This window comes from Nocardioides sp. (genome assembly GCF_047606145.1).
In the GTDB taxonomy this organism is placed as follows: Bacteria; Actinomycetota; Actinomycetes; order Propionibacteriales; family Nocardioidaceae; genus Nocardioides.
Genome location: NZ_JASGET010000118.1, coordinates 20,095 through 44,096 on the forward strand (window position 1 = coordinate 20,095; position 24,002 = coordinate 44,096).

21 protein-coding genes and 1 pseudogene are annotated in these 24,002 nt (G+C 68.4%); 12 read left to right on the forward strand and 10 right to left on the reverse strand.

All coding sequences use genetic code 11. The features are described from left to right. Positions 1-34 precede the first annotated feature (34 nt). From QM638_RS15145 to mobF, 5 genes are all read right to left on the reverse strand, one after another. On the reverse strand, positions 35-1,702 hold the full coding sequence (locus QM638_RS15145; protein WP_415143107.1) for a hypothetical protein: 1,668 nt from the start codon (positions 1,700-1,702) through the stop codon (positions 35-37). Positions 1,703-1,716: 14 nt separating this feature from the next. Next, the gene (locus QM638_RS15150; protein WP_415143109.1) at positions 1,717-2,256 is read right to left on the reverse strand and encodes a hypothetical protein; all 540 of its coding nucleotides are present in this window, start codon (positions 2,254-2,256) and stop codon (positions 1,717-1,719) included. Positions 2,257-2,363: 107 nt separating this feature from the next. Further along, entirely contained in the window at positions 2,364-2,747 is a 384-nt protein-coding gene (locus tag QM638_RS15155; RefSeq protein WP_415143111.1) for a sulfate permease, read from the reverse strand. Positions 2,748-2,752: 5 nt separating this feature from the next. Beyond that, positions 2,753-3,148 carry a recombinase family protein gene (locus QM638_RS15160; RefSeq protein WP_415143113.1) on the reverse strand — a complete coding sequence of 132 codons (396 nt, stop codon included), beginning with the start codon at positions 3,146-3,148 and terminating at the stop codon, positions 2,753-2,755. Between the two features lie 168 nt (positions 3,149-3,316). Next, positions 3,317-7,021 (reverse strand): MobF family relaxase, encoded by a 3,705-nt coding sequence (gene mobF / locus QM638_RS15165; RefSeq protein WP_415143115.1) that lies wholly within the window; start codon positions 7,019-7,021, stop codon positions 3,317-3,319. Positions 7,022-7,357: 336 nt separating this feature from the next. Here mobF and QM638_RS15170 point away from each other — a divergent pair, with 336 nt between their 5' ends. After that, positions 7,358-7,519 carry a hypothetical protein gene (locus QM638_RS15170; RefSeq protein WP_415143117.1) on the forward strand — a complete coding sequence of 54 codons (162 nt, stop codon included), beginning with the start codon at positions 7,358-7,360 and terminating at the stop codon, positions 7,517-7,519. Positions 7,520-7,648: 129 nt separating this feature from the next. On the opposite strand, the gene QM638_RS15175 is transcribed toward QM638_RS15170, so the two are convergent. The 5 genes and pseudogenes from QM638_RS15175 to QM638_RS15195 form a co-directional block, all read right to left on the reverse strand. Further along, complete coding sequence (locus QM638_RS15175; RefSeq protein ID WP_415143357.1) at positions 7,649-8,569, reverse strand: IS5 family transposase; 921 nt, start codon at positions 8,567-8,569, stop codon at positions 7,649-7,651. Then, a pseudogene (locus tag QM638_RS15180) lies at positions 8,503-9,734 on the reverse strand (IS256 family transposase). The gene QM638_RS15175 and the pseudogene QM638_RS15180 overlap by 67 nt, the downstream one beginning before the upstream one ends. A gap of 115 nt (positions 9,735-9,849) precedes the next feature. Continuing rightward, positions 9,850-10,041, reverse strand: a complete 192-nt coding sequence (locus QM638_RS15185; RefSeq protein WP_415143120.1) for a hypothetical protein — start codon at positions 10,039-10,041, stop codon at positions 9,850-9,852. An 867-nt stretch (positions 10,042-10,908) separates the two neighbouring features. Continuing rightward, positions 10,909-11,514 carry a thiamine pyrophosphate-dependent enzyme gene (locus QM638_RS15190; RefSeq protein WP_415143122.1) on the reverse strand — a complete coding sequence of 202 codons (606 nt, stop codon included), beginning with the start codon at positions 11,512-11,514 and terminating at the stop codon, positions 10,909-10,911. Between the two features lie 2 nt (positions 11,515-11,516). After that, on the reverse strand, positions 11,517-12,056 hold the full coding sequence (locus QM638_RS15195; RefSeq protein WP_415143124.1) for a thiamine pyrophosphate-binding protein: 540 nt from the start codon (positions 12,054-12,056) through the stop codon (positions 11,517-11,519). Between the two features lie 169 nt (positions 12,057-12,225). Between QM638_RS15195 and QM638_RS15200 the strand changes: the two genes are divergently transcribed. Genes QM638_RS15200 through QM638_RS15250 form a run of 11 tightly spaced genes read left to right on the forward strand, consistent with a single transcriptional unit; the run spans position 12,226 to position 23,652 of the window. Further along, the gene (locus tag QM638_RS15200) at positions 12,226-13,008 is read left to right on the forward strand and encodes an isocitrate lyase/phosphoenolpyruvate mutase family protein (RefSeq protein WP_415143126.1); all 783 of its coding nucleotides are present in this window, start codon (positions 12,226-12,228) and stop codon (positions 13,006-13,008) included. Continuing rightward, complete coding sequence (locus QM638_RS15205; protein WP_415143128.1) at positions 13,005-13,730, forward strand: class I SAM-dependent methyltransferase; 726 nt, start codon at positions 13,005-13,007, stop codon at positions 13,728-13,730. Before QM638_RS15200 ends, QM638_RS15205 begins: the two co-directional genes overlap by 4 nt. After that, complete coding sequence (locus QM638_RS15210) at positions 13,727-14,482, forward strand: class I SAM-dependent methyltransferase (RefSeq protein ID WP_415143130.1); 756 nt, start codon at positions 13,727-13,729, stop codon at positions 14,480-14,482. The genes QM638_RS15205 and QM638_RS15210 overlap by 4 nt, the downstream gene beginning before the upstream one ends. Next, positions 14,479-15,402 (forward strand): nucleoside-diphosphate kinase, encoded by a 924-nt coding sequence (locus QM638_RS15215; RefSeq protein ID WP_415143133.1) that lies wholly within the window; start codon positions 14,479-14,481, stop codon positions 15,400-15,402. Before QM638_RS15210 ends, QM638_RS15215 begins: the two co-directional genes overlap by 4 nt. Continuing rightward, positions 15,399-16,274, forward strand: a complete 876-nt coding sequence (locus QM638_RS15220; protein WP_415143135.1) for a hypothetical protein — start codon at positions 15,399-15,401, stop codon at positions 16,272-16,274. The genes QM638_RS15215 and QM638_RS15220 overlap by 4 nt, the downstream gene beginning before the upstream one ends. Continuing rightward, positions 16,274-18,076, forward strand: coding sequence for a GNAT family N-acetyltransferase (locus tag QM638_RS15225; protein ID WP_415143137.1), 1,803 nt, complete (start codon positions 16,274-16,276; stop codon positions 18,074-18,076). The genes QM638_RS15220 and QM638_RS15225 overlap by 1 nt, the downstream gene beginning before the upstream one ends. After that, positions 18,073-19,173 carry a GNAT family N-acetyltransferase gene (locus tag QM638_RS15230; protein ID WP_415143138.1) on the forward strand — a complete coding sequence of 367 codons (1,101 nt, stop codon included), beginning with the start codon at positions 18,073-18,075 and terminating at the stop codon, positions 19,171-19,173. The genes QM638_RS15225 and QM638_RS15230 overlap by 4 nt, the downstream gene beginning before the upstream one ends. Next, a complete protein-coding gene (locus QM638_RS15235) occupies positions 19,173-20,375 on the forward strand; it encodes a GNAT family N-acetyltransferase (protein WP_415143140.1) in 1,203 nt (400 codons plus the stop codon). The genes QM638_RS15230 and QM638_RS15235 overlap by 1 nt, the downstream gene beginning before the upstream one ends. Further along, complete coding sequence (locus tag QM638_RS15240) at positions 20,372-21,739, forward strand: MFS transporter (protein ID WP_415143142.1); 1,368 nt, start codon at positions 20,372-20,374, stop codon at positions 21,737-21,739. Before QM638_RS15235 ends, QM638_RS15240 begins: the two co-directional genes overlap by 4 nt. A 24-nt stretch (positions 21,740-21,763) precedes the next feature. Beyond that, positions 21,764-22,588 (forward strand): TauD/TfdA family dioxygenase, encoded by an 825-nt coding sequence (locus QM638_RS15245; protein WP_415143144.1) that lies wholly within the window; start codon positions 21,764-21,766, stop codon positions 22,586-22,588. Then, complete coding sequence (locus tag QM638_RS15250) at positions 22,555-23,652, forward strand: pyridoxal phosphate-dependent aminotransferase (protein ID WP_415143146.1); 1,098 nt, start codon at positions 22,555-22,557, stop codon at positions 23,650-23,652. The genes QM638_RS15245 and QM638_RS15250 overlap by 34 nt, the downstream gene beginning before the upstream one ends. Positions 23,653-24,002: the final 350 nt, after the last annotated feature.

Here is a 24,002-nt window from a genome sequence, read left to right on the forward strand (position 1 = left end):
AAGCGCGGCACGGGGCGCGGGTAGCGGATTCAGCTCAGCCTCCAGCGCTCGTGCTCTCGATGCCGTCTTGATCGAGCACGTGCCACGAGGCCAGGATCTTGGCCACAGCCAGATTGATGCCTGCCGCGTGGAGTACGAGTACGTCGGCGTCGATACGGAGCGCGTCATCGTGCGCGCGACGCAGTCGCTCGATCAGCATAGAAACTCCCGTGCTACCTCCGAGGCTGAGAAAGACGAACGCGGGCATCTCGGTGATGGCGAAGGCAAGGAGCCAAAGTCCGGTAGCTGTTCCGTCGAGTGGCGAAGCAGCCATTCGGACGTCTAGTCCCTGTGCGATCCAGGCCGCTATCTGGTGTGCGACCGGGAGATCCATTAGGACGAAGACGGGCTCGACAGATTTGAGCTCGTTGGCGAGGTCTGTGTCTACCAGCGATGAGTGCGAGGTCACGACCACGAGCGGAACGGACTCACCGATGAGGGTCTGGGCCTCACGGGGTCCTGTCTGCGGCAGAGTGGCGATCACTGCAATGGGAGTGCCCGACTCGCGATTGGTGCCAACCTGCAGGAGTGCCCGCACAGTGCCGGGAAGCGAGTCGGCGTCCTCCGGCTCAAGTGCCCACTGCTTTCGCAGGGCGGGGGCGCTCAGCCAGATGCCAAGCATGGTCGACCCGTTCGCCCCCTCCCATGTCAAGAACTCACGGTCAGAGGCCCCGTTCGTGTATGGATGTACGACAGCGGGGAGCGCCTTGCGGAGAACGATCTGCTGGCGGTCATACTCCAGACCGTCATCGGCGACGGGTCGACGTTCGGTGACGAGCCGGAGGCGCGCGGCGAGAACTGGGTCGACGGCGTCGACCGCAGCCTTGACGCCGTTGGCCAGCTCGCTCTGGGCACCGAAACGAACAGTCGGGTAGCCGGCATTATCGAGAATCTGCTCGACGTGGCGATAACAGGCGGGAAGGAGGATCTCCTCCTCGAAGGTCCGTCTGGCCTGAAATTCCTGAGAGTCCTCGTCCGGCCAGGAAGTCGTGCCCTTGTCGTCCCAGGGACCTTGAACCTGTTCGGGGTGGCCGGTCGTCAAGGTCTCGAAGAGATCTAGCCACCCGTCTGCTGTGGCTGCTCTTAAGTACGCCTCAATACGAACCTCAGGCGTGTTCACGTCGTCGGCGAGGTCCTCAAGCTGGAGGCGGTCATAGCCGACCGCGAGAAGGCGCAAGGTGCTCTGAGGACTCATCACGGCTCGCAGGACCGCAGCAACCGCGGCCTGGTGAAAGCGGTCCGAAGGTGCCTGGGAGCGCGGGACAAGACCTTCTGCTTGGCGCAGGTAATCGGAGTACAAGATGTTGTCGACGAGCAGTTCACGCGCACGGTCTTTCCCGACGACGAAGCTAGAGATAGCAGTTGCGAACATCTCGTGCGCGCTTCGACTGTGCTCAACCATGCGATGGAACACGGCCTCAAGCGGCTCCCGTCGAAACCCGCGTCTCGCCAGTTCCGAAGCCATCGCCGACACAAGGCCCCAACCCGTCGATGCTTGGAGCTCATGATGCATGCCCTCGTGCATCTCGACGTACAACTGCTCTTCACTATTGCCAAGTTCCGACAGATAGATCTGCCATGCGCCGGAGCCGTCGTAGGCGCCGAGAAGCCGGCCGCCCAGCGCATTGGTGAGGCTACGGGAGCAAACGAACGAGAGGGACACGCCTGAGCGCCGGATCAGTAGACGAGGATGAGCGAACCACCACGGCGCTTAGAAACGACACCCTTGCGCTCCAGTCCGTCGAGTAGGTCGTCCAGAGCTATCGCGGTGCCGGCAAACTTGGCTCGCAGGGCTTGTTCGGCGACCGGGTTGTCGTATGGCTTCCCATTGCTGAGGGAGAAGAAGCTGCGGACAACCTCGACCTCATCCTCGGTCAACAGCAGGAGGTTGTCGTAGAGCTTGCGAGCGGAGGCAGCGAAGAACGCGACCGGTGCGGACTGGGTCGTGGCATAGACCGCGAGGGCGGTCATTGCGTCGCCCTTGAGCTGCTTGCAGCGTTCCAGGTTGAAGAAGATGCGCGTCTTGCCGACCAGCATCCCCAACGTGCCGGGAGGACTCGACGGCACCTCGTACTTCGTTCGCAGGTACTCATCGGCACCGGGCGCGCTCAGAAGCAGGTTGAGCACCGCCTCCTGCTTCGTCTCGGGATCAATCTCGACCCCGAGAAGCGCTGCAAGGGCCTTGAGGTCGGGGATCTCAGGAAAACTGGCGGTCACGCGTGAAGGCTAGCGTCGGATGACAGCGCCGGGTCACGGTTTCCCCCCTGGGGCCTGAACACACATGGGGCGGCCGGCTGATGCCGGGCCGCCTCACTTAGATCGAGCTACGCCGAGGTCGTCCAGGGACCGACTCCCCGGCCGGGCGCACAACCCATCGGGACGAACCGCCGGCAGGTACGGCGCGACCGCTCGGCGAGCCTTGTCCGCACGAGCAAGGCGATGCTGACCGGGGCCATTACAGCGAACTTCAGCGCGTCCCAGATCAGGATCAGCACGACGAGGTTCAGCCACCCAGGGCCGCCACGCTCGATCAGCGTAATGGCGATGCTGCCCCCGTAGAGGTAGGCAGGCACGAGAACGAGTGCGGCTGGGATGCCCCACTTAAGGCCGCGCCGGGAACGAATGGCGTCGAGCATGATGTTGCTGGGTGCGTAGCAGCGCAGAAACCACCCAGCTCGTGCGGTGGCGATGATGGCGAAGCGGATCATCGCGCTCAGCCCTCCTCGGTCAGCCGGTCGGCGGCCTCGTCCACTACGGCCATGAGCCTCAGGAGAAACGAATTCTGCGAGGCCGGACCGACCGGCTCGTCTCCGGCCGTTGCGACGTAGACGGCAATGCCTGCGGAATCGAGGTCATCCAGCAGGTCGGCCAAGTCGCCCGCGGTGCGCGCGAGTCGGTCGTGGCTGGCGACGACCAGCGAGTCGAATCGACCGGCAGCAGCGGCGTAGTCCCGGAGCCCGTCGAGGGCGAGGCGCGGGCTGCCGGTGGCGGCGCGGGCCTGGGTAGCAGCGGCGCCGATCCTGTTGGCTAGGTCGGCGCAGGCAGCGCGTTGGGCTTGGAGCCCGGCGTCGTTGGCGCGCGCGGTGCGGGTGTAGATCGCGGTGGTCATTGGACGGTCCTCTCGTAAGGGTCCGGCAGCAAGAACCTTGAAGGACCGTCCCGACTTCGGAGGGTCAATGCCGTCGCTATGTGAGCGTCGGCGCCGTTTGAAGGCTGCCTCGTCTATGACGATAGACCACCCCGCCGACAAAGAGCGACGGGCGACTGCGAGTCGCCGCTACAAGCCGACGCGGCGGGCGCTGGTACGTGCTGTTTCCGGGGAGGCGCTGCGAGCGATCTGGTTGGCGCGTTCGGCGGCCGCGCGGGCGCGGTTGGCGTCGTTGCGCTGTGCCTCGTTCTCCGGCTGTGCGCCGAGCATCGAGGTCCCGGTGATGCCGTAGCGGTCGCGGTAGGCGGCGATAGCGGCGATCTGCTGGAGCCAACGCTGGCGTTCGCGTGCCCCGCTCGGCGGCTGGCCGACCTTTCTGAGCCACGGCGCTCGCTCCGCGATAGCGGTCTCAGCGAGTTCGGTGGCGCGGGTCTCGATGAGGTCGCGCCGCTCGTCGAGCGCGGTGCGCATCTCGGCAGCCAGGTCTCCTTGGGCTTCGGGAACCAGTCCCGCGATCAGTCTCGGCGTCTTGCGACGTCGGCCGCCGGGCGGCTGCTTCGCGCTGGCCTCGACGCGGTGCTGGAGCACGGCGGCCAGGTCGACGGCACCGTCGAGGCTGCGGCGGCTGACGAGTCGTGGGAGGAGTTGGTCGACGTCGTACCCGATGGCTTCGGCTCGCCGCAAGGCGGCGGTGAGTGGCCCGAACGCATCTGAGGCGAGCACTTTCACAACTTGTTCCGGCGTGAGTGCGCTGGCATTCAGGAGAGTGGCCCAGCGATCACGCTGCGCGGTCGCGGCGATGGTCTCGTACTCGGCTGCGATCTGGGAGATGGAGGTCCAGCGCTCTTGCTCGGCCTCGATCATCTGGTGTGCCGAGAGCTCGACGCCGGAATGTTGGAGGACGCCGTAGAGAACGGTGCGGGCGTTCACGTCGTCGGGGTGCGGCGCGGCGTGGCTGTCGTCGGGCTTGTCGAGCGCGACGTAGGCGGTGTTCGACTCGCGGCCACGAGTCATGGAGACGTACAGGTTCTCCCGCGTCGTAGAGGCCGAGACGACAACATGGGCGGTTTCGACCGTGATTCCCTGAGCCCGGTGGGCGGTGATGGCGTAGCCGAGGTCGACGTGCTCGGCCGCATAGTCGGCCGGTAGGGCGACGGTGGCTGCCCAGCGGAGTCCTTGGCGGCGTACGACGAGGGTGCCGTCGCCTCGAACATCGGTGACCTTCCAGCGGTCGCCGTTGCGAACCCAGCCACCCCGCATGGAACGGAGTCGGCGCTCGTTGTGCCGCGTGATGACCAGATCGCCGACGGAGGCTCGCGCACCGTCGGCAAGGACCGCTTCGCGGGTGGCGTCGGTGTCACCGTCGAGGATGCGCTCGGCGCGGGCGCGAGCGTTGAGCGCTGCGACGGCTTCGCTGGACTCGGTGACGAGCACGCTGGCGAGTCCAGCTTGGGCGTCGGCGCGCCAGGCGAGGTAGGCGGCGTCAATCATCTCGTCGGTGGTGCCTTCGCGCAGGCGCTTCTCGCGGGAGTAGACGCCGATCGCCTCGACGTTGCCGTCGCGCAGGTCGAGGGACGCAGTCTTCTCCCACTCGTGGGTGAAGCGGTGAATGTCGCGCAACTCGGGCGTGTCGTCTCGGGCGGACGCGAGCAAAGCGAATGCTCCTCCGGCGTCCACGGACTGCAACTGAGCCCAATCGCCGACCAGCAGCAGCTTCGCTCCTGCTGTGGTTGCGATGGCTGCAAGTCGGTCAAGGGTCCGGGTGCTGGCGAGGCTGGCTTCGTCCACGATGACGAGCTGGTCCTTGGCGAACCCGGCGCGTCCCCGGTCGTACTCGTGCAGCCACTTGGCGGTGTTCTCACCCGCGATGCCGATGTCGTCGGCGAGCACCTGCGCAGCGGCGGCAGACGGCGCCAGTCCGACGACGCTGTTGGTGCCGTGCTCCACGCTCCACGCCGACCGCAGCGCTCGCATGGCGGTGGTCTTGCCCGCTCCCGCCGGGCCGACGAGCAGGTCGATCCGACGCCCAGAGGTGACGATGGCGGTCAGGGCGGCGGCTTGCTGGTCACTGAGCTGTTGACCGCGGACAGGACGGTCAGCGACCGCACGGACGACCTCGGCCGGCACCACAGCAGCCGTACGGTCGCCGGCCAGGTCGAGCAGCCGGTCCTCGGCAGCGAGGGTTTCCAGTGAGGAGTAGACGACCGAGTGCCGGGGCCGGAAAACGCTCGTGCCATCGTCCCGCCGGAACTCGGCCGGGCTAAGCGCCAGCTCGCCCGGGGTCAGAGCGATAGAGCGTCCCTCAGCAGCCTCCACGATCATCGCGGTGATCGCCTCGCGGTCCTCAATCGTGGCAAGCCGCCAGCCCATCGTCTGCCGGCCAGCCTCTGCCCAGAGATTCCAGTGCCGCCAAGTGGCTCGCTTCTCGCTGACGTTGGCGACCACTCGTTCACCGACGTCGCCGACTAGGTCGAGCGGTACTTCGCTGGCACGCAACACCTGGGCCGGAGGGCCGGTGGTGAGGTTGCGTGCCCATTGCGTCGGCTCCTCATCGAGCAACCGGGCGGCGCGGGTGCGCCACGCCGCCGTCAGATCGGCGAGCGAATGGACGTGCTTCTCGGGACGGGTGGCAAGCGTGGCTTGGGCACGGAGCTTGATGACGGTGGTGCGTGAGGGTTGCCGTCCGTATCGGGTCACGTACTCGGCGATGCGGCGTTCCTTCTCGATCTCGATAGCCCGGCCGCGTGCGGAGAACTCGGTCAAGAGCCGGTCAGGAACCCCGACGATCTCCCACGACGGGTTGCGGTCTTCGCCACGGGCGCGCTGCTCCCAGCCGAGCCCGAACGTGCCAGTGAGCCGGTCGGCCAGCACCGCGTTGTAGTGCTCCGAGAGAGCAACGACGGCGGCGTGCATCGGGCGGCTGTCCAGGCTGCGCCACTTGCCGTCCAACAGCGTCTTCACCTTGTTGCTGATGACGACATGGGTGTGCAGTTGCGGGTCGCCACAGCGGGAATCCCAATGGTCGTACGCCGTCGCCGCGACGCCTGCCACGTCGACCTGTGCAACCGCCCCGTCGTGGGCTGCAACACCGGTGCGGGTGGCAGCAACCTCGCGCTCCAGCAGCGCAACGACCTCCGCAACAGCGGCATGATGGGCCTCGACCAGCATCTCCTGGGTGCCCGCGTCTGCGACGCCCCACAGCACCGAGACCGACTTCGGGACGGAGAACGTGAAGTCATACCCCGCCACGGCGCGGTTCTTGCCCTTCTCGGTCTCCTCAGCTTCGATCCGGGCGACCTCGATGTCGCGTTCCTCCCCGGTGAGCCCGGCATCGAGCTCAGCGACCCGGCTGGCGATCCGGTCGGCGACGGACTGGTACTTCGGGAAAGCCCGACCCAACTGGTCCCCAGTCAGCGGGTCGCGCCCCTGGCCCAGCAGAAGCGCGAGCTGGTCCTCCTCAACCGTCGCGCCGGGCATCAGTTGGCCGTCACCGAAGGCGTGAACCCCGCTCCCGAGCCAGTAGCCCGGAGGGGTTCCCGCCTCCTCGTAGTAGCGCGTCAACGGCGTCGATAGCGAACGGTTCCCGTCCCCGGCCACGACCGAGCGCAGCAGGTACTCATAGCCATCTCCGGCGCTCATCACGCGCATCGAAACCGTCACGAAGCTCAGGTGCGCACTGAACCCCCCTCGATCTGCCAGACGTTTGATCGGCGTGGCACCGGCGGGCTCCGTCGACACTCGTTGGACTCGCTGCGGGCGGCGCACGCCAAGAAAGGCGTCCCAACTATCAAAGGCGATGGAGCTGTGGACTCCGAGCACCTCGACAGGTGCCACTGATCCACGACGTGCTCGAGCTGATCGTGTCTCGCCCCGAGAAGCTGCGCCAGTACGCCCAGGACCGCGGCGAGAAGCACATCTACCGAGCGAACCCAGCGTCTCGTCGACGCGCTGATGGCGCTGGACGGCGGCCCGGAGACCTTCGGCCGGGTCTTCGCCGAACCGACGACCACCGAGCTCCGGCTCGACCGGCTCGTGGTCTTCGACCCCTCGGAGTTCGACGGCATGGACGCCCCCTGGCGGCCGGCGTCCAGCCGGTGTGCTGGGCCTACGGCTCGACCACGATCTCGGATGCGGAGGCGCTAGCCGAAGCGGGCCTGGTCGTACCTACCGGTGATCGACGAGCTGAGGCGCGCGTTGCGGGCCGCGGCGTTCGTCGACCGCGGCGATGACATCACCCGCCTGGACCGCACGCTGAACCTCGGGCAGCTGCTCATCACCCACTGCATGGACGACCTCAAGGTCCACCCCGAGGAGGCCACCGCCAAGGCCTAGGGAAACGCTGATCTACAGGCCAGTTGCGGGGCCAGGGCCTTCTGGGACGGCCTCGGGGCGTCTCTCCTGGTCTCGCGGGCCCTGGTTCGGGGCCTGCGGACCGGTTTCAGGCAGGCTGACGCCCGGCCGTCACCCCATCAGGGCGACGGCCCGGGCCCGCATCAGCCAGTTCGCGGAGGCGAACAGCATGTTGTGATGGTTGAGGTTCTTGCCGATGCCGCGGTAGCGGGTCTTGATGAACCCGAAGTCCCGCTTCACGACCGGGTAGGGGTGCTCGACCTTCGCCCGCACCGACGCCTGACGCGAGGCCGCGACCCGGTCCGGTCCGGGCATCGACTTCAACCTGGTCTTGCGCGCAGCGATCAGGAACTCCACTCCTACCAGATGTTCATCGCCGGCGATCTCGGGCCGCTTCTGGGCACCCTGACAGCCCGCGTCGGCATAGACGACCTCGTCATCACCACGAACCAGGTGAGCGATCTCGTCGAGATCATGCACGCTCGCGGCGGTCACGCTCACCGGGTGGACGTACCCGGTGCCGGCGTCGACACCGGTGTGGGCCTTCATCCCGAAGTACCACTGGTTGCCCTTCTTCGTCTGCTTCATCTCCGGGTCACGGGTCCCAGTCGAGTTCTTCGTCGAGGACGGAGCCGCGATGATCGTGGCGTCCACGATCGAACCACCACGCATGATCCAGCCCTCGGCTTCGAAGATCTCGTTCTGCGCCGCGAACAACTTCTCGCCGAGCTTGTGCTCTTCGAGCAGATGCCGGAAGTGGAGCAGCGTGGTCGCGTCGGGGACCTGCTCGACGGTGAAGTCCACACCCATGAACCTGCGCATGGCATAGGAGTCGTAGATCGCGTCTTCGACACCTTCGTCGGACAGGTTGAACCAGACCTGGAGCAGGTACATCCGCAGCATCGTCTCGACCGGCTTGGCAGAGCCCCCGCTGAGTGGTGGGCTTTGAGGTTGATCCTCGGTGCCTACTCGCCGCTGTCGATCGCGGCGATGGGACCAGCATCGCTGTCGGGGTAGAGCAGCGCCATGGATACCTCGGACAGGTAGCGGCGGTCACCGGCTTGCCACTCGTCGTGCATGTCGGCCAACACGGCCCCGACCAGGCGGATGACGGCGGCGGGGTTGGGGAAGATCCCGACCACGCGCGAGCGGCGCTTGATCTCCTTGTTGACGCGCTCGAGCGGGTCGGTCGACCAGATCTTCTGCCAGTGCGCTCGGGGGAAGACGGTGAAGGCGGTGACCTCGGCCTTCGCCTCGTCCATCAGCGGTCCGATCTTGGGGAACGACTTGGCGAGCTGGTCACGAACCTCGTCCCAGGCGGCGCTGACCGCCTCAGCGTCAGGCTGGGCGAAGATCGTGCGGAAGACCGCGGCGACCATGTCGCCGTGGGACTTGGGCACGTGGGCCAGCAGGTTGCGGGCGAAGTGGACGCGGCAGCGCTGGTGCCCGGCACCTTGGAAGGACCGCCTCAGCGCTTGGACGAGCCCGGAGTGCTGGTCGCTGATCACGAGCCGCACGCCGTGCAGGCCGCGTTGCTTCAGCGCGGTTAGGAAGCCGCGCCAGAAGGTCTCGTCCTCGCTGTCTCCGACATCGACGCGGAGGACCTCTCGGGAGCCGTCCGCAGCGATCCCGGTGGCCACCACGACCGCCATCGAGGTGACCTGGCCGGTGGCATTGCGAACGTTGAGGTAGGTCGCGTCGAGGTAGACGTAGGGGAACTCGGTGTGGTCCAGCACGCGGGTGCGGAACGCGCCGACCTGCTCGTCGATGCCGGCACAGATCCGGGAGACCTCGGACTTGCTGATCCCGGCGTCGGCGCCCATCGCTTCGACCAGGTCATCGACCGCTCGGGTCGAGACGCCGTGGACGTAGCCCTCCATCACGACCGCATACAGCGCCTGGTCGATGCGACGGCGAGGCTCAAGGATGACTGGCAGGAAACGAGCCCTTGCGCAGCTTGGGAATTCGCAGGTCGACGTCGCCGGCCTTGGTAGTCAGCATCCGCGGGCGATGACCGTTGCGTTCGGTGAGGCGAGACTCGGTGCGCTCATAGGGTGCTGCGCCGATCCGTTCGGTTTGCTTCGAGCTCGATCATCTCCTGCAACGCGACCCGAACCGACTCACGAATCAGATCCACGCCGTCACCGGCGCGGAACGCTTCGAGCAAATCCGACAGGGCAGACTGGGATAGGGCCATCGGTGGACTCCTCTTCGATGTGTGCTTGACCGTTCACACCGAAGATCTCGCCGATGGCCCCCTCACGTTCGGAGCCCCGCCGTCCGACCCTAAAGCCCACCACTCCACGGGACGCTCACACCGGCTTGGCCTTACGGCCACGGCGAGACTTGCCCGGTCGATCCGGGTAGTAGTGCGGCTCGATCAGCCCGACCCACACCTGCCACGGGATCGTGGCGTCCATCTGCTCCAAGAACCGCTCACGCCTCGATATCCGCCGACGGTTGCCGTACTCGATGTCAGTGAAGGAGGGCTGCTCACGGTCCACGAGACCCATGATTTCGCAGTCGCGCCCGCCGGGCCAGACGACGGGCCGGACTCCCGAAAAGATCAGCGCTTCCCTAGGTGTCGTGGCGCGCTCGGAGCTGGTCTACCTCGGCGGTCTCAACCCCGGCGAGATGGGCATCCCGCGAGGCCGCGGGAAGTTCCTGCTCAAGGTCGGCTGGAAGGGCCGGCATCCCGTTCATGGTCGACCTGGTCGATGTCGAGCTGAGTATGCACGACACGAACCGTGCGTGGGTCGACACCGCGGCGGCGATGCGTCGCCGCTCGGGTGCCGGGCTCGCACAGTCGAGAACGAGCCCTACTGAGGCCAGAAGGCATTCGAGGAGAAGGAGGAGCAGTCGTGCTCGGGAATCGGCTCAACAACTCGGGAACCGGCCCAATAAGCAGCCAAGCCTGGCGAACCGCGAGGGCGTGGATGTTCTTCTTGACCGCCAGCGTCGTCTGCGCCCTGGTGGTGGTGTGGATGCTGCTGCGGCTGGCCGCAGCGCTGGCCGGTCACGGGCGGGGCGGCCCTGGCCAGCGGCTCCTCGACCGCCGCGAGGGTGGCCGGTGGTCGACCCAGGCCACGATGTGGGCGGTCGGACGTTCGCCTTGGCGGCGTCCGACATACGGCGCCTCCGGTCGCAGAACGCCGGCGACGGCGTTCGCCTGGGCCAGGCGGTCCTCACGGGTCAGTTGGCTCGCCTCGGCCCACGAGCGGGTCCGAGGTGTGGACATAGGCACCCGGACCGGAAGACCCGCTCGGTGACCGTGCCGCAGCTCGTGGAGCACCTCGGTCGGCGAATCCCGCCGCCCCGACCGAGCCGAGCGGCGACGAGCTTGCTCGTTCGCCCGGCGGGACCCGCGGCCCTCAGAGTCGGACGCCGGAGCCGGCCGGGTCGTGGCCCCAGTGGACGCGGAATCGGCGTGTCACATCCGCTGGGTCCATCGCCACCCGCGGATAGTGGTTGGCGGCCGCCGTGGACACCACGGCATGCACGAAGGTGGCGCCGCCGCTTGCGAACCCGGTCTGCATTGCCGAGGCCAGCTCGTCGGCGTCGTGCACCGCCAGGACTCGCGCGTAGCCGGCCCCTCGGGCGAGGTGCTCGATCCAGCCCGGGGGAACCGGTACGGGCTGGCCGCCCGTCGTGCCGTAGACGGAGTTGTCGATGGCCACGTGCACGAAGGAATTCGTGGCGATCCGCGCGGCGGTCGGCAGACCGGCCGCACCCATGGCCACGGCGCCGTCACCGTCTATGGCCACCACCGGCACGCCGGTTCTGCGCGCGAAGCCGGCGGCGAGAAGCGACACTTGGCCCATGCTGCCCATCGCGTAGAACACCGACGGGTGGTCGCCGAGGTGGTACGCGGCCCGGGAATTGTTCCCGTTGCTCGTGAACACCGCGGCGCCCGCGCGTCGTGCGGAAGCCAGCACTGCTGCGATGACGTCGTCGCGGTCGAGAGCCGGCGCGCGCACGGTCACAACCCCGCCGGGATGCCGAGCACGGCGACCGGACCCGACGTCCGCGCTGCCGCCTCCGCGGCTGCCATGAGCTGTAGCTCCAGGTCGGCCGCGTCGTCCAGAGCCGCCACACGGGTGGGCAGCCCCACAGCATCGCAGAGCGCCTGCAGCGGCTCGCCAATCACGTTGTGGTGCGGAACGTCGCGTCCGGCGTGACCGGCCCAGGACACGAGCAGCACGACCGGGATCGAGTACACTTGGACCAGACTGGTCAGCACGTCGAGGCAGTTGCCGAAGCCCGCGCTCTTCATGAACACGAGGGGACGGCCCCCAGCCAGCGCCTCGCCCGCGGCCACCGCCAGGCAACTGTCCTCTCGGGTGCCGGGAACGTAGTCGAGACCTCCCGGCCGCGCCGGGGCGAGCGCGGACAGCGCACTGGCGAATTCGGACAGCGGACTGTCCGGGACCCCGGTGACCAGGGTGAACCCGACTCGCGCCGCGATCGCCACGAGGGGGTCTTCGGCGTCCCGCCCGGTACAGGTCGTCGTAGCACTCATCACGCCCCCTGTCGTGCGCCCACGCCGCAAAGTTTGCGTACCGCGCTATGTTCGCTTTCCAACAACCGTAGCCGAACAGGCGTCGGATTGGGGTACGACGTTTCGCAGGCACAAGCAGGCCCACCGGGGGGTACCTTTGACATCGCCAACCGTCACCATCGGAGTAGGCGTGCACAGCGCGCTCACCGCGCGTCTGGCCGAATCTGCGGGTTTCGAGGCGTTGTGGCTCGGCAGTCTCGAGATGACCAGCAGCCTGGGCATACCCGACCTCAACCTAATCACGAGCGCTGAGGTCGCCGACATCGTGACGCGGGTCCGGTCCGTCAGCGACCTCCCGCTGCTGATCGATGCCGACAACGGGTACGGCAGCGATCGCTCCGCGCTCTACGCTCTGCACTCGTTCGCTGCCGCCGGCGCAACGTCCATGTGCGTCGAGGACAACCTCTTCCCGAAACGGAACTCGCTGCACGACCCTGACGGGCATCGTGACCTCGAGGATGCGGTCACCTTCGCTCGGCGGGTGGAGAAGTTGGCGGTCGCCGACGAGTTGCCGATCATCGCCCGCACGGAGGCCGTCGTCGCCGGTCTGGGTGTCGACGAGGCGGTGCGCCGGCTGTCGATGTACGCCGACGCCGGCGCGTCGTCGCTCTTCGTGCAGGTGAACAAGGCCAACGCACACCTGCTGTTCCCGGTACTGGAGCAGGTCGCGGGTCGACTTCCCTTCGTCCTGGCCCCCACCGCCCTCGTGAATCTGCGACCGGAAGATCTGGCGCGCTTCGGCGATGTAACGATGCTGTTTGCGAACGTCGTCGTCCGGACGATCACGAAAAGCCTGCAGCGCGTATTGGCTCGACTGCAGGCGGAGCCGTGCCTCGCGGCGGTGAACGAGGAGTTGCAGAGCGTGGAGCGCCTGTTCGATATCACCGCGACCGACGAGTGGCTGGCGCTGTGACCGGCAGCGCGCCAGTGCCGGCCGGGAACGCGACCGCTCACGTCTACTGGGACCGCGCGTGGAGCACTGCCGACGGACGGCAACGGTGGTCCGATCCCGATCCGTTCGTCGCCGAGCGGCTCCCGGATCTCGTCGCCCGCGGTGCGGTCCGGGGGCTCGACCTCGGGTGCGGACCCGGCCGGCACGCCGTGGCCATGGCTGCGGCCGGGCTGCATGCGCTGGCCGTCGATGCGAGCCCGACGGCGTTGATGTTGCTGGGCGAGCGCGTCGCGTCCGAGGACCTGACCGTAGAGACCATCGAGGCGACCATGACCGAGCTGCCCGTGCCGGACGCATCGATCGACGTCGTGGTTGCCTTCAACGTGGTGTACCACGGCGACCGCGGAGACGCGCGGCGCGCCATCGCCGAGGTCGCGCGCGTCCTGCGTCCGGGCGGGGTCTACCTCTCGACGATGCTGTCGAAGCGGCACCGCAACTTCGGGCGCGGCGTCGAGGTCTCGCCGGACACCTTTGTGGACACCTCCGGTCGGCATGTACCGGGCATGCCCGACGACAAGGCCCATCCTCATCTGTACTGCGACGCGGCCGACCTCGTCGCGCTGCATGCGGGCCTCGCGGCGACCTCGCTGCAGGACCTGGCGCAGAGCGGCGAGGGAACCAACCATTGGTACTGCGTGTTCGAGCGCCGGTTAACGACGACAGCTGGGAGCGACAACGCATGACGAAGGCGGACTTCGATGTTTGGGCGCCATTCTATGGCCGATGGCTGGACCTCCTCGCCGCAGAGCAACCGACGGTCGACGGGTCCGACGTGGCGTTCATCCGGCGGGTGGTCGCCGACGCGGGTGGAGGCCCGGTAGCCGAGCTCGGCGTGGGCACCGGTCGGCTCGCTGCCGTGCTCGAACCGGAGTTCGGAGTGGACATCTCCGCGGAGATGCTCGCTGCAGCGGGGCGGGTCGCGCGGCGCACCGAGCTGATCCACGGCGACATCACGGCCGTCCAGTTGCCCGAACCGGTGGCAGTCCAGTTCTGCGCCCAGAACACGCTGAACCACGTGGCCGACGGTGATCAGGCGGCGGTGTTCCGGAATGCCGCCGCCAACTCACGTCCCGGCGGCCTACTGGTGGTGGAGACCGCGATTCGCGTCGAGCCGCGGCTGCGGAGTCGCGACCGACTCCCCGTGCTGCGGGCCTTCAGTGGGACGAGCGTTGTGTGGGACGTGACCCGGGCCCGTGACGCGCAGTATCGCTGCGCAGAGATCCTCGGCATCCTCGACACGGTCGACGAAGCAGGCACCGTCACGAATCGGCGCTACTTCCCGGCCGTCTCTTTCGTCTTCCTGTCGGTCGACGAGGTGCGGGGCTGGGCCGAGGAGGCGGGCTGGAACGTGCAGTCGTCGGCGGCCGACTTCGACGGGACGCCGCTGCACGCGGGTTCTGCGACCGCCGTTTTCGTCTTCACGAAGGCGCGGTGAGTGAGCCGATGTCCTTGGATCCGCAGGGGCACCCCTGGGACGGGTACGCCTTCGCGCTCATCTGCCCGGACGCGGTGGTCAAGCGTGCGGTCACCGCCATCATCACCCGTTTCGTCGATGCCGGTTTCACGATTGTACGCTGTAACGCCGTCCACGTCACTCCGGGCCGCAGCGACGAGGCGTTCGGTATCGACGTCATGGAGCGCGGCGATCCGTATCGTTTCCGTCTGCTCGACTCCCTGTTCGACCTCGGGCCGAGTGTCGCCCTCGTCGTGCGCGACGACCAGTTGGGACACTCGGAACTAGGCACCCACGAGCGGTTGCGTCGGCTCAAGGGGGCGACCGACCCGGCCGCGTCGCGCGTCGGCACGGTCCGCTGGGACTTCGGTGGAGTCAACGTTCTGCTGGGTCTGCTCCACACCGCCGACACGCCGGCCCGCTCGGCGTGGGAGGCGACGACCCTGGCGCCGGAACTCGGCCTTTCCGCCGAGGTAACGCCGGTGCCGGAGGGCGACTGGCGCACGCAGGCGGCACTGTGCGACACCGGCCACCAGGAAATCAGGGATTTCGACGCCGTACTGCTCGGTCTCCGCAGCCGGGTTCTGGTCACGTCCTGGCACCTGCTGCCGGACGACGCGCGACTCGTAGCGCGGGATGCCCTCGTCGCAGGTACGCTCGCCGACATCGGTACCGGAGCGCGGATCGCGCGGGATCTCCCCGCCGGCCCTACTGCCGCTCTGCTTCGGGCGGAGTGGCGTCCGGGCCTGCCGGGTCTCGACGCGCGAGCGCTGCGGGCCGCGCTCATCGGCGTCGAACTGACCGTCGATCCGTGGGAGCAGCTCGTCCTCACGACGTCGGCGGCCTTCGCACCCCGTTCGCAGAGCCGGCGTCCCGAACCGGAGCCCGAGGCCGCCCGATGACCGCCGAGACGTTCGTGCACCCGTTGCTGAGCGGGCCGGGCACCCAGCTGTCTCCGCGCTTCGTGCAGGACTACGACCTGGGTGCAGCACGGATGATCCTCGCAGTCGGCTCGCAGCTGGAACAAACTGCCGATCCGTCCTCGGACATCGACGTCCTCGCCGTGTTCGGCGGACCCCCACCACAGTCCGTCCCGGCTGCGGGTGTCGTCGACATGCGTACGCTGCTGGGCCCGAACTGGATCGGGTGGTTCGACACGACCGCGGGACGGCGCGAGGTCAACGTCGAATGCCTGTCGGTCGAAGCGCTGCACCGAATGGGCGAACAGCTTGCCCCCGAGTTCGGTCCGCATCGTGCTCCGTTACTGCAGGCCCTCGAGGTGCGCACCCTGTCGCGGCTCCGGACAGCCCTGCCGCTCGCGCCGGACGACGCGCACACCGAACTGGATCGACTGCGGGACGCGCTGCACCTGGACCGCCTCGGCGCCTTCGTGGCCCTCGTCAACGTCGTCGGCGGCGAGAGCTACCTGCGCCTGGCCGAGGGGCGGATCGACGATCCTCTGGGGTGCCACATCGCGCTGTCGAGCGTCGTCGAGGGCATTCTGCTGAGTTCGCTCGCCCTGGACGGGCGCGTCCTGTACGACCTGAAGAAGATCTCCGCGGTGCTGCGGCGGGCTGCCGACGACCGTCTGGACCCTACGCTCGACCTCACCGAGGTGACCGCGATGCTGACCAGTGCGAATCCAGCAGCCCACGTGTCCCGGGCCCGTCAGGCGTTGGCCGCCGTCCGGGATCGCATCGCGTCCCGTGCAGCGCTCGGACCCGGCGTGTGGGCCGAGGTGCACGCTGCCCTGCAAGCCCCGGTGGCGCCGTGATGACGCCCCGGCTCGTGGGGCCGGGCCCCGGCACCTGCCCCGGCGCCGGCGCTACCGAAGGCCCGGAGTGGTTCGACGAGCGGCGCCGGGCCTTGCACTCGCTGTTCACCGACGACGAGGTCGGCTACCCGTGCCACTTCGCCCGGCAGGGCGAGACGCTAGGTAGCACCTATTACACGTACTGCACCCTCGACGTCGGGGGTCGTGTGCCGCAGGCGGAGATCGCCGAGCTGGCCGCCACGCTCCGGGCCTTCCTGGCGCTGGACCGAACGCCACCGCTCCAGCGGCTGTCGCTGTTGTGCGTGGTCGGACCTGCGCCCTCGTCCTCGAGGAGCGACACCGGAGGTCGGCATGCCGCCGATCGGGCGACCTACTGGGACATCCTGCGCCGCCTCAGCGCGACCGATACTTCGACGCCTACGGAGACCGATCCCGACGCGGCGTCGTGGAATTTCGAGTTCGCCGGCGAACGCCTGTTCAGCTTCGGGGCGAGCCCGGGTTTCGGACAACGCCGCAGCCGCGACCTGGGGCCCTGCCTCGTCTTGGCCTTTCAGCCCATGACGATCTTTGCCGACATGACGGGCGGGACGCCGCTGGGGCGCGCAGCCAAGCTCCGGATCCGGCAACGCCTGCTCGACTACGACCGCGTTCCGCTGCTCGCGGACGCGGGCACTGCGACGGGACCCACCGAACACAAGTGGAAGCAGTACTTCCCAGCCGTCGACGGTCTGCCGGAGGTCGGCTCGAACCCGATCGGTCGCGCCTGGTCGCCGCCCACCTACGTGGTGCACGAGGTTCGGTCCTCCGTCGACATCGACCGCGACGCGTGGCACAGCCTCAGCGGCGTGCGGGCCAACCCGTTCTACACCCACGACACCCTCACGGCGTACGAGCGGAGCCGGCTCGGTAATCAGCGGGCACACCGGTACCTGCTCGTGGAGCGCGACGGCCGTCTCGTGGCCGGAACGGCCCTGTACCTGCTCCAGGCGCAGGAGGTGGGGTCGGTCCTCGGGCTGCCTGAGCTCGCCCACGTGGGCCAGACAGCCTTGCTGGGGCACTTCCCGCACTGTTACGACTCGATCATTCCCGGGATCGACACGGTGCCGGCAGAGGTCGTGGGCCGGTTGATGGACGGCGTCGTCGAGGTGGCCGCGCGGGAGGGCGCGTCGGTGTGCGGCTTCATGAACGTCGTGTCCGGTTCACCGACCCACCAGGCGCTCGCCGCGTTGCCCTCTATCGTCACCAGAACGTCCAGCCGGCGCTGGTATCTCGACCTGACCGGCCTCTCCGACATCGACGAGTACACGGCCCGGCTGGGCCGCGCCACGCGACGGACTCTGCGCGCTGCTCGCCGCCGCGCGCGCGATCTGCAGGTGCGGACGACGGTCACCACGTCCGCGGACGGCGACGAGCACCGTCGTGCGCTCGACGACGCGGTCGAACAGTGCCGCAGTTCGGCGGACCGACACCGGTCCCGGTACTACCCGTCGACCGCACTCGCCGAATTCCTCCGACTGCGTGGTGACGTGCACGTCGTCCGGATCATGCTGGGCGACGAGGTGTTGGCGGCGTCGATCTGCTTCCTTGTCAGCGGGGTCCTGCACACCTGGGCCGGCGGCGCGCAGTACCCGCGGGAGCTGAACTGGAGCCCGAACGCGGTCCTGCTGGCCGCGGAGATCGAACTCGGGTTGCAGCTGGGGGCCGGTCGGGTCGAATGTGGTCGGAGCAACGACGACTACAAGGCGCGACACGGCATGTCGCCGGTGCAACTCGTCACCTGCCTGGCGGATGTGGCGCAGTGATCACCGACCTGACGGTCACGGTCGCCGCGGAGCCGCCGCCAGACTGGGACGACACTATCGAGCCGGAGCAGGCCTTCGCCAAGGCGGCCTGGTTGACTCTGTTCGACGGGCGCACCTCGGCGGAGCGGGTTTGGTTCGCGCTGCGTCGCAACGGGGTCCTGGTGGCTGGCATGCCCGGCCACGTCCAGCGAGAACCGAGCGGCTACCCGCTTCTCGACGTCGACTTGCTGAACCCGGTCACCTCTCCCTTCCTCGACCAGGCCGGTCCGGCGGACCCCGTGACTTCACCCGGGCTGGAGCTGCCCTGCCTGTGGCTCGTCATGCCCGGGCTCACCACGTTCACGATCGGACCGGGTGCGGCCGATCCGGCGACCGGTGCCCGACTGGTGGACGCCATCGAGCGCTGGGCTGCGAGCCAGGGCTTCGCGACGGTGATTGCGCCCTACACGTCGGCCCAGGACACAGCGCTGAGTTCTGCCCTCGCCGGTGCCGGGTGGATCGACGTGCCGTTGACCGAGGAGGCGTGGCTGGTGGTGCCAGCCGGCGGGTGGGCCGAGCACCTGGCCACCCTTCCCCAGCACCGGCGCAAGCAGCTCCGACGCGAGCGTCGTCACCTTGCCGAGGCGGGCGTGGTCACGGGTCTGGCCCGCCCCGACGAACTCGATGCCTGCGCACGCCTGTTGGTTCAGCAGCGAACGAAGTACGGCCGCCTGACGACCCTCGACCAGGAGCGGGCACAGCTCGATCGACTGCGTCGCCTGGCAGACCATGTCGTCGTCGTCGCGCGTGCCGGGCAGGACGGCTCCCCGCTCTCCTTCGTCCTGTTCAGCGTTCTGGGCGCGGACTGGCACGCGATGGCGACCGGTACGGACTACACCGACGAACGGGCCAACCGCGCGTACTTCGAGGTGCTCTTCTACGCCGCGACCGACCACGCCGCGGCGGCCGGCGCGCGACGCATCTGCTATGGCCACGGCACCGTCGAGGCCAAGCGTCGCCGAGGTTGCGACATGGTGGGGGTCACCGCATGGCTGTCCGGCAGCGGCGACGCGGAACGACGAGCACAGGTGGCCCGGGCCTGGAAGGAGCGCGGGTGATGACTACCCACGTATCTGTGGCGCCCGGATTCGACTCGACCCACTGGAACGACGACGGGTCGCTCTACCGGTCCGTCCCCTGGATCGAGAGCATGGGGAGCCGGGTCGGCGACCTGCCGTACAGCGTCACGGTGTCCGACGGCGAGGGCGGGGCCAGTCTGCTCGGCTACCTCCACGAACCGGACCCAGATCGCTACGAAGCCTTCAACCTGGCTGCTCTGTTGGCTCGTACTCCACCGGTGTTCCCGGTCGAGGGGGCGATCGACGGCGCGGTGCGCGATGTGGTGGGACCGGGGGCGACAGCGGCGACGGAGGCCGCGCTCGGATCTTGCCTAGTCATCGCGCTTCCGGGTTACGGGGATCCGCTCGGGCAGGCCGCGACCGAGCCGGTCTATGGCGAGCGACTGCTGAGCGCCACGGTCGACTTCGCCACGGAGCGCGAGGTGGCGATGCTTGCACTGCTCTACGTCCCACAGCGTGCCGAGGTCACCACCCTGCTCGAGGCGCACGGTTTTCGTCGGTTCTCCCTCACCCGGCGCGCGGAGCTGCCGCTGCCGCCGGAGCCGGGGATGGCGGCCTGGCTGGAATCCCTCGGGTCGAGCAAACGTCGGCGCGAGATGTCGCGACAGCAGCGACGGATCCGCGAGCTGGGCCTGCGCACGTACCGCTCCGACGGCGACCGCGCCCGCGCCGTCGTGGTCGACCTTCGCGTCGCGCATCTCGAGCAGCTGGGCCAGGTCGCGGACCGTGCCCGCGAACGGGAACGACTGGAGCGGCTGCAGGCGCGCTTCCCGGATTCCGAGATCAGGCTGACCGAGTACGACGGGAACCCGGTCGGGGCGTCGGTCACGCTGACGTACGGCCGGACGACACACGTCGTGCTCAGCGCGGTGGACCACGGGGTGGCACCGCCGCTCACGTTCTTCGAGGTTACCTACTACGCGATCATCCGCGAACGGGCGACGCTGTCGTCGAGCATCGACCTCGGAATCGGTCACCTCGAGGGAAAGGTCGCCCGCGGGGCGGTGCTGCGCGAGCTCGACGGGTGGGTCCGTCCCGTCCGGCCCCGTTGCCCGGAGTTGCTGGGCCGGATCCTCGACGCGCGCTGCACAGGAACGGCGGACCCGACGACAGAGGGGGTGCCGCGGGCAACCGCCAACACGCCGCACAGTCCGGAGCACAGCGGAGGAACTCAGGCATGACCTCACCAACCACGACGCCGATGCGGCACAGCTTCCGCGAACCGATGCGCGACCCAGCGTTCGATTTGCTGGTGTCCGGGCAGGTCGTGTCCCAGATCGGCGACGCGGCCTTCCGCGTCGCCCTGATCCTGTACATAGTGGACTACGCAGACTCGCCGGGAGCCCTTGGCATCGTCACCGCCTCGTTCATGATCCCGAACCTGCTGTTGTTCTCGGTCTCGGGACTGATCGTGGACCGTTTCCGCAAACGATTGGTGATGATCTCCAGTGACGTCGTCCGAATGCTCGCTGCGGGCGCCTTCGCGGTCCTGGCCAGCGTGGGGAACAGTCCGCCCGTCGGGCTAGTGGCCGTTCTGTACGCGCTCTTCGGCGTCGCCGACGCGTTCTTCCTGCCCGCGTACCGCGCAACGATCCCCGAGCTGATCCCACCTGAGCAGCTCTATCCCGCCAACGCGATCGACATGATCGGACGCCGGAGCGGCCTAATCCTCGGCCCCGTGTTGAGCGCGTTCGTGATCGCGACCGGTGGCCCGGCTGTCGCGTTCTGGATCAACACATCGTCGTTCGCCGTGTCGGTGGTGTCCCTGCTGCTGCTCGAGGCCGTTCTGCGGGGCCGCCGCGGGGTGCCGGTCGACGCCGCGGCCGAACCCGGGACGACGGACGCGGCCGCCGACGACGACGCACAGGGTTTCTTGCGGGAGGCGACCGAGGGGGTCCGCTTCCTGTGGCGTCTGCGGTGGCTCGGCCTGCTGACCGTCGCGGCGGCCGTGGTCAACGCCGGTGCGGCCGGGGCGATGGACGTCGCACTTCCCTACCTCGTCCGTGAGAACTTCGGAGTCAACTCGGTGATGCTCGGAATCAGCTACGCGATCCAGGCCGGCGGCGCCGTGGCCGGCGCGATCGTCGTTGGGCGGATGGGCGCCTCGCGCCCGGGTGTCGCCATCGGCGTGACACTAGGACTAATCGGACTGTCCGTGACGGGATACTCGACCGCAGCCGTCGTGGCCATCTTCGCGATCTCGTCACTGCTATACGGGTTCGCCGTCGAAGCGAGCGGAGTGCACTGGACGACGCTGTTCCAGCTGCACGTTCCGCAACACATCCTGGGTCGGGTCGGCGCCGCGGACTACTTGATCTCGTACTCGCTGATGCCGCTCGCGGTGCTGCTCGGCGGCGTAGTCGTGCCGTCCTGGGGGCCGGGCACCACCATGCTCGTGTTCGGCGTCGTGATGGCAGTCTTCGGGGTGCTGCCGCTGCTGTCGAACGATGTTCGTTCGCTCGCCGCCGCCTCGCCCCCGGCCGCCGGCGATGTCGCAGACGATGCCGCGGACGGCGGTGCCGTACCCGAGAAGCGGGAGAGGTAGTCGGATGATCGGAGAGGTAGTCGAATGATGCGTGTCATCGAAACAGAGCTCAGTACCGCCGAACGAGCCGCTCTGCTCGCCGGTGAACCCGCTGAGAACGTCATCGCCGAACTCGCGGCGATGCGGGCGGCCGCGCCTGACCGCCCCGAGGTGCTCATCGTCCATTCGGTCGACGACGTCTCCGACGACGCCATCCGCGACCTCGGCCGCGCCGTGTCAAGCGGCGTCGGGTCGTTCCTGGTCCAGGACAGCGCAGGCAGCCTCGATCGCGACGTAATCGAGCGGGCGGTGTCTGGCCCTGCCCGCTTCAGCGAGACGGCGGCGGCCGCGCCCATGCACACCGACGGCATGCACATGCCCGACCAGCCCACCCCTGGCTACTTCTCGCTCACGTGCCTCAACAGCGCTCGCCGCGGCGGTGCCCTGTCCTTCGTGCACATCGACGACGTACTCGACGGCTTCACCGAACCGGACCACGCGGTGCGCACGCTGCGCGAGCCTTTCTACTTCCACACAAAGGGCGTCGACCCGCACGGCCGGGAATGGGTCGTCCATCCGGTACTCGACGACCGCCGCGACGGCGGCCACCACGTGCGCTACGCGCGCGAATACATTGACATGGGCCACGCGCTGTCGGATGCGCCGGATCTTGCCGCAACGGCCGTGTCCGTTCTGGACGAGCTCGACGACATCCTCTCCCGGGGCGATCTGCATCGACGTGCCCGGTTGCGGCGGGGGGACGTGGCCGTCATCGACAACGAGCAGGTGCTGCACTCGCGGACCGCATTCGAGAACGCGGCCGGTGATCCGCCGCGATGCTTGATGCGGCTGTGGCTGCAGCGGCCGTGACCTTGCCAGATTCGTCGCAGGCATCGTTCAGCCGCCCGGTGGGGCGCGACACAATCGCGCTCGACAGCAACGAGAGTCCGGCGCCGCCAGACCCGCCTCGGCGGCGTGACATCGTCGAGCACCTCGCCGACGCCGTGGAGACCCTCCACCGCTACCCCGATCCCGAGGCGCGGTTGCTGCGCGGCGAGCTGGCCAGATGGGTCCACCACGACACCGGAGCCCGGCTCGGCCCGGAGCACGTGTTCGTCGGCAACGGGTCCAGTGAGGTGCTGCAGACCCTGTTTCAGTTCTTCGGCGGGCCGGGCCGTACTGCCATGACCTTCGGACCCACCTATCCGCTGTACCGACGGCTGGCCAGGCTCACCGGCACGCGTCTTGTCGAGGAGCCGCGGGACGAGGCGATGCGGGTGGATGTGCGTGCAGCCCGGGCCGCCGCGTCCCGATGGTCCCCGGACCTGATCGTTGTCGCCACGCCCAACAACCCCACCGGCACGGCCACGGATGGGGCGCAGCTGCGCTCGCTGGCCGAACTCGCCCCGGTGACTGTGGTCGACGAGGCGTACGCCGAGTTCCGCTGCCCCGATGCGTTCGCCGCGCCCTCGCTCGTGGGGGACTGCCCTGGACTCGTCGTGACCCGAACCCTCAGCAAGGCCTTCGCCGCGGCGGGCCTGCGGGTGGGGTACGCGATGGCCGACCCGGCGACGACGGAGCAGGTGGAAGCAACAGCGTTGCCATACCGGGTCTCGTCGCTCAATCAGGCCGCTGCCTGCGCCGTGCTGTCCGACCACGCGGCTGTCGACCGGAGACTGCGCTCCGTCCGTGAAGTCCGGGCGGGCGTGTACGAGCTGCTTGACGCCGCGGGCCTCGCCTGGATGCCATCGGACGCCAACTTCGTGCACGTACGGCCGGGCGGATCGACAGGGGACGCGGTCGACGCCCTGCGCGCGGCGGGCGTCCTGGTCAAAGTGTCCGAGGTGCCCGGCTGGTTGCGGATCACGGTCGGCACCGCCGAGCAGATGGCGGCGGCAGTGCGAGTACTGACCCGCGAAATCGAGGAGCTGTAATCCCCGCCCAGTACCTCCACTCGGCCGTGCACGACGGCGGGAGCGAGGCGGCAGCCTGTACCGGGTTGTATTCACCGCGGCCGTCACCATGCTGGCCTAGGTGTGATGCCTTGGAGTAGACGGTCGAAGGATGCCGTGTCGAAAGCGAGTGCACGTCTCAGCGCTGGTTCGACGCCGCCCGACCGGGCCGGGGCGGCCTCTGCGTTCAGCGCTGCGTGCCCGGATGACGTTGTCGCGTCCGCACATGCATTTCTGACGCCGGGGTCGGGAGTAGGGGGACGTTAAGACTCGCATCGGCCGACCATCGGCTTGTGATGTAGGATACCAAAGCGGCGCCTTTGTCGGCCTCA

Bases quoted from the DNA above. Each gene is read 5' to 3' on its own strand.
- QM638_RS15250 (WP_415143146.1), top strand. From the start codon at position 22,555: ATGCTTGATGCGGCTGTGGCTGCAGCGGCCGTGACCTTGCCAGATTCG.
- QM638_RS15195 (WP_415143124.1), bottom strand. From the start codon at position 12,056: ATGAGTGCTACGACGACCTGTACCGGGCGGGACGCCGAAGACCCCCTC.
- QM638_RS15210 (WP_415143130.1), top strand. From the start codon at position 13,727: ATGACGAAGGCGGACTTCGATGTTTGGGCGCCATTCTATGGCCGATGG.
- QM638_RS15160 (WP_415143113.1), bottom strand. From the start codon at position 3,148: ATGACCACCGCGATCTACACCCGCACCGCGCGCGCCAACGACGCCGGG.
- QM638_RS15245 (WP_415143144.1), top strand. From the start codon at position 21,764: ATGATGCGTGTCATCGAAACAGAGCTCAGTACCGCCGAACGAGCCGCT.
- QM638_RS15220 (WP_415143135.1), top strand. From the start codon at position 15,399: ATGACCGCCGAGACGTTCGTGCACCCGTTGCTGAGCGGGCCGGGCACC.
- QM638_RS15235 (WP_415143140.1), top strand. From the start codon at position 19,173: ATGACTACCCACGTATCTGTGGCGCCCGGATTCGACTCGACCCACTGG.
- QM638_RS15225 (WP_415143137.1), top strand. From the start codon at position 16,274: ATGACGCCCCGGCTCGTGGGGCCGGGCCCCGGCACCTGCCCCGGCGCC.
- QM638_RS15240 (WP_415143142.1), top strand. From the start codon at position 20,372: ATGACCTCACCAACCACGACGCCGATGCGGCACAGCTTCCGCGAACCG.
- QM638_RS15155 (WP_415143111.1), bottom strand. From the start codon at position 2,747: ATGATCCGCTTCGCCATCATCGCCACCGCACGAGCTGGGTGGTTTCTG.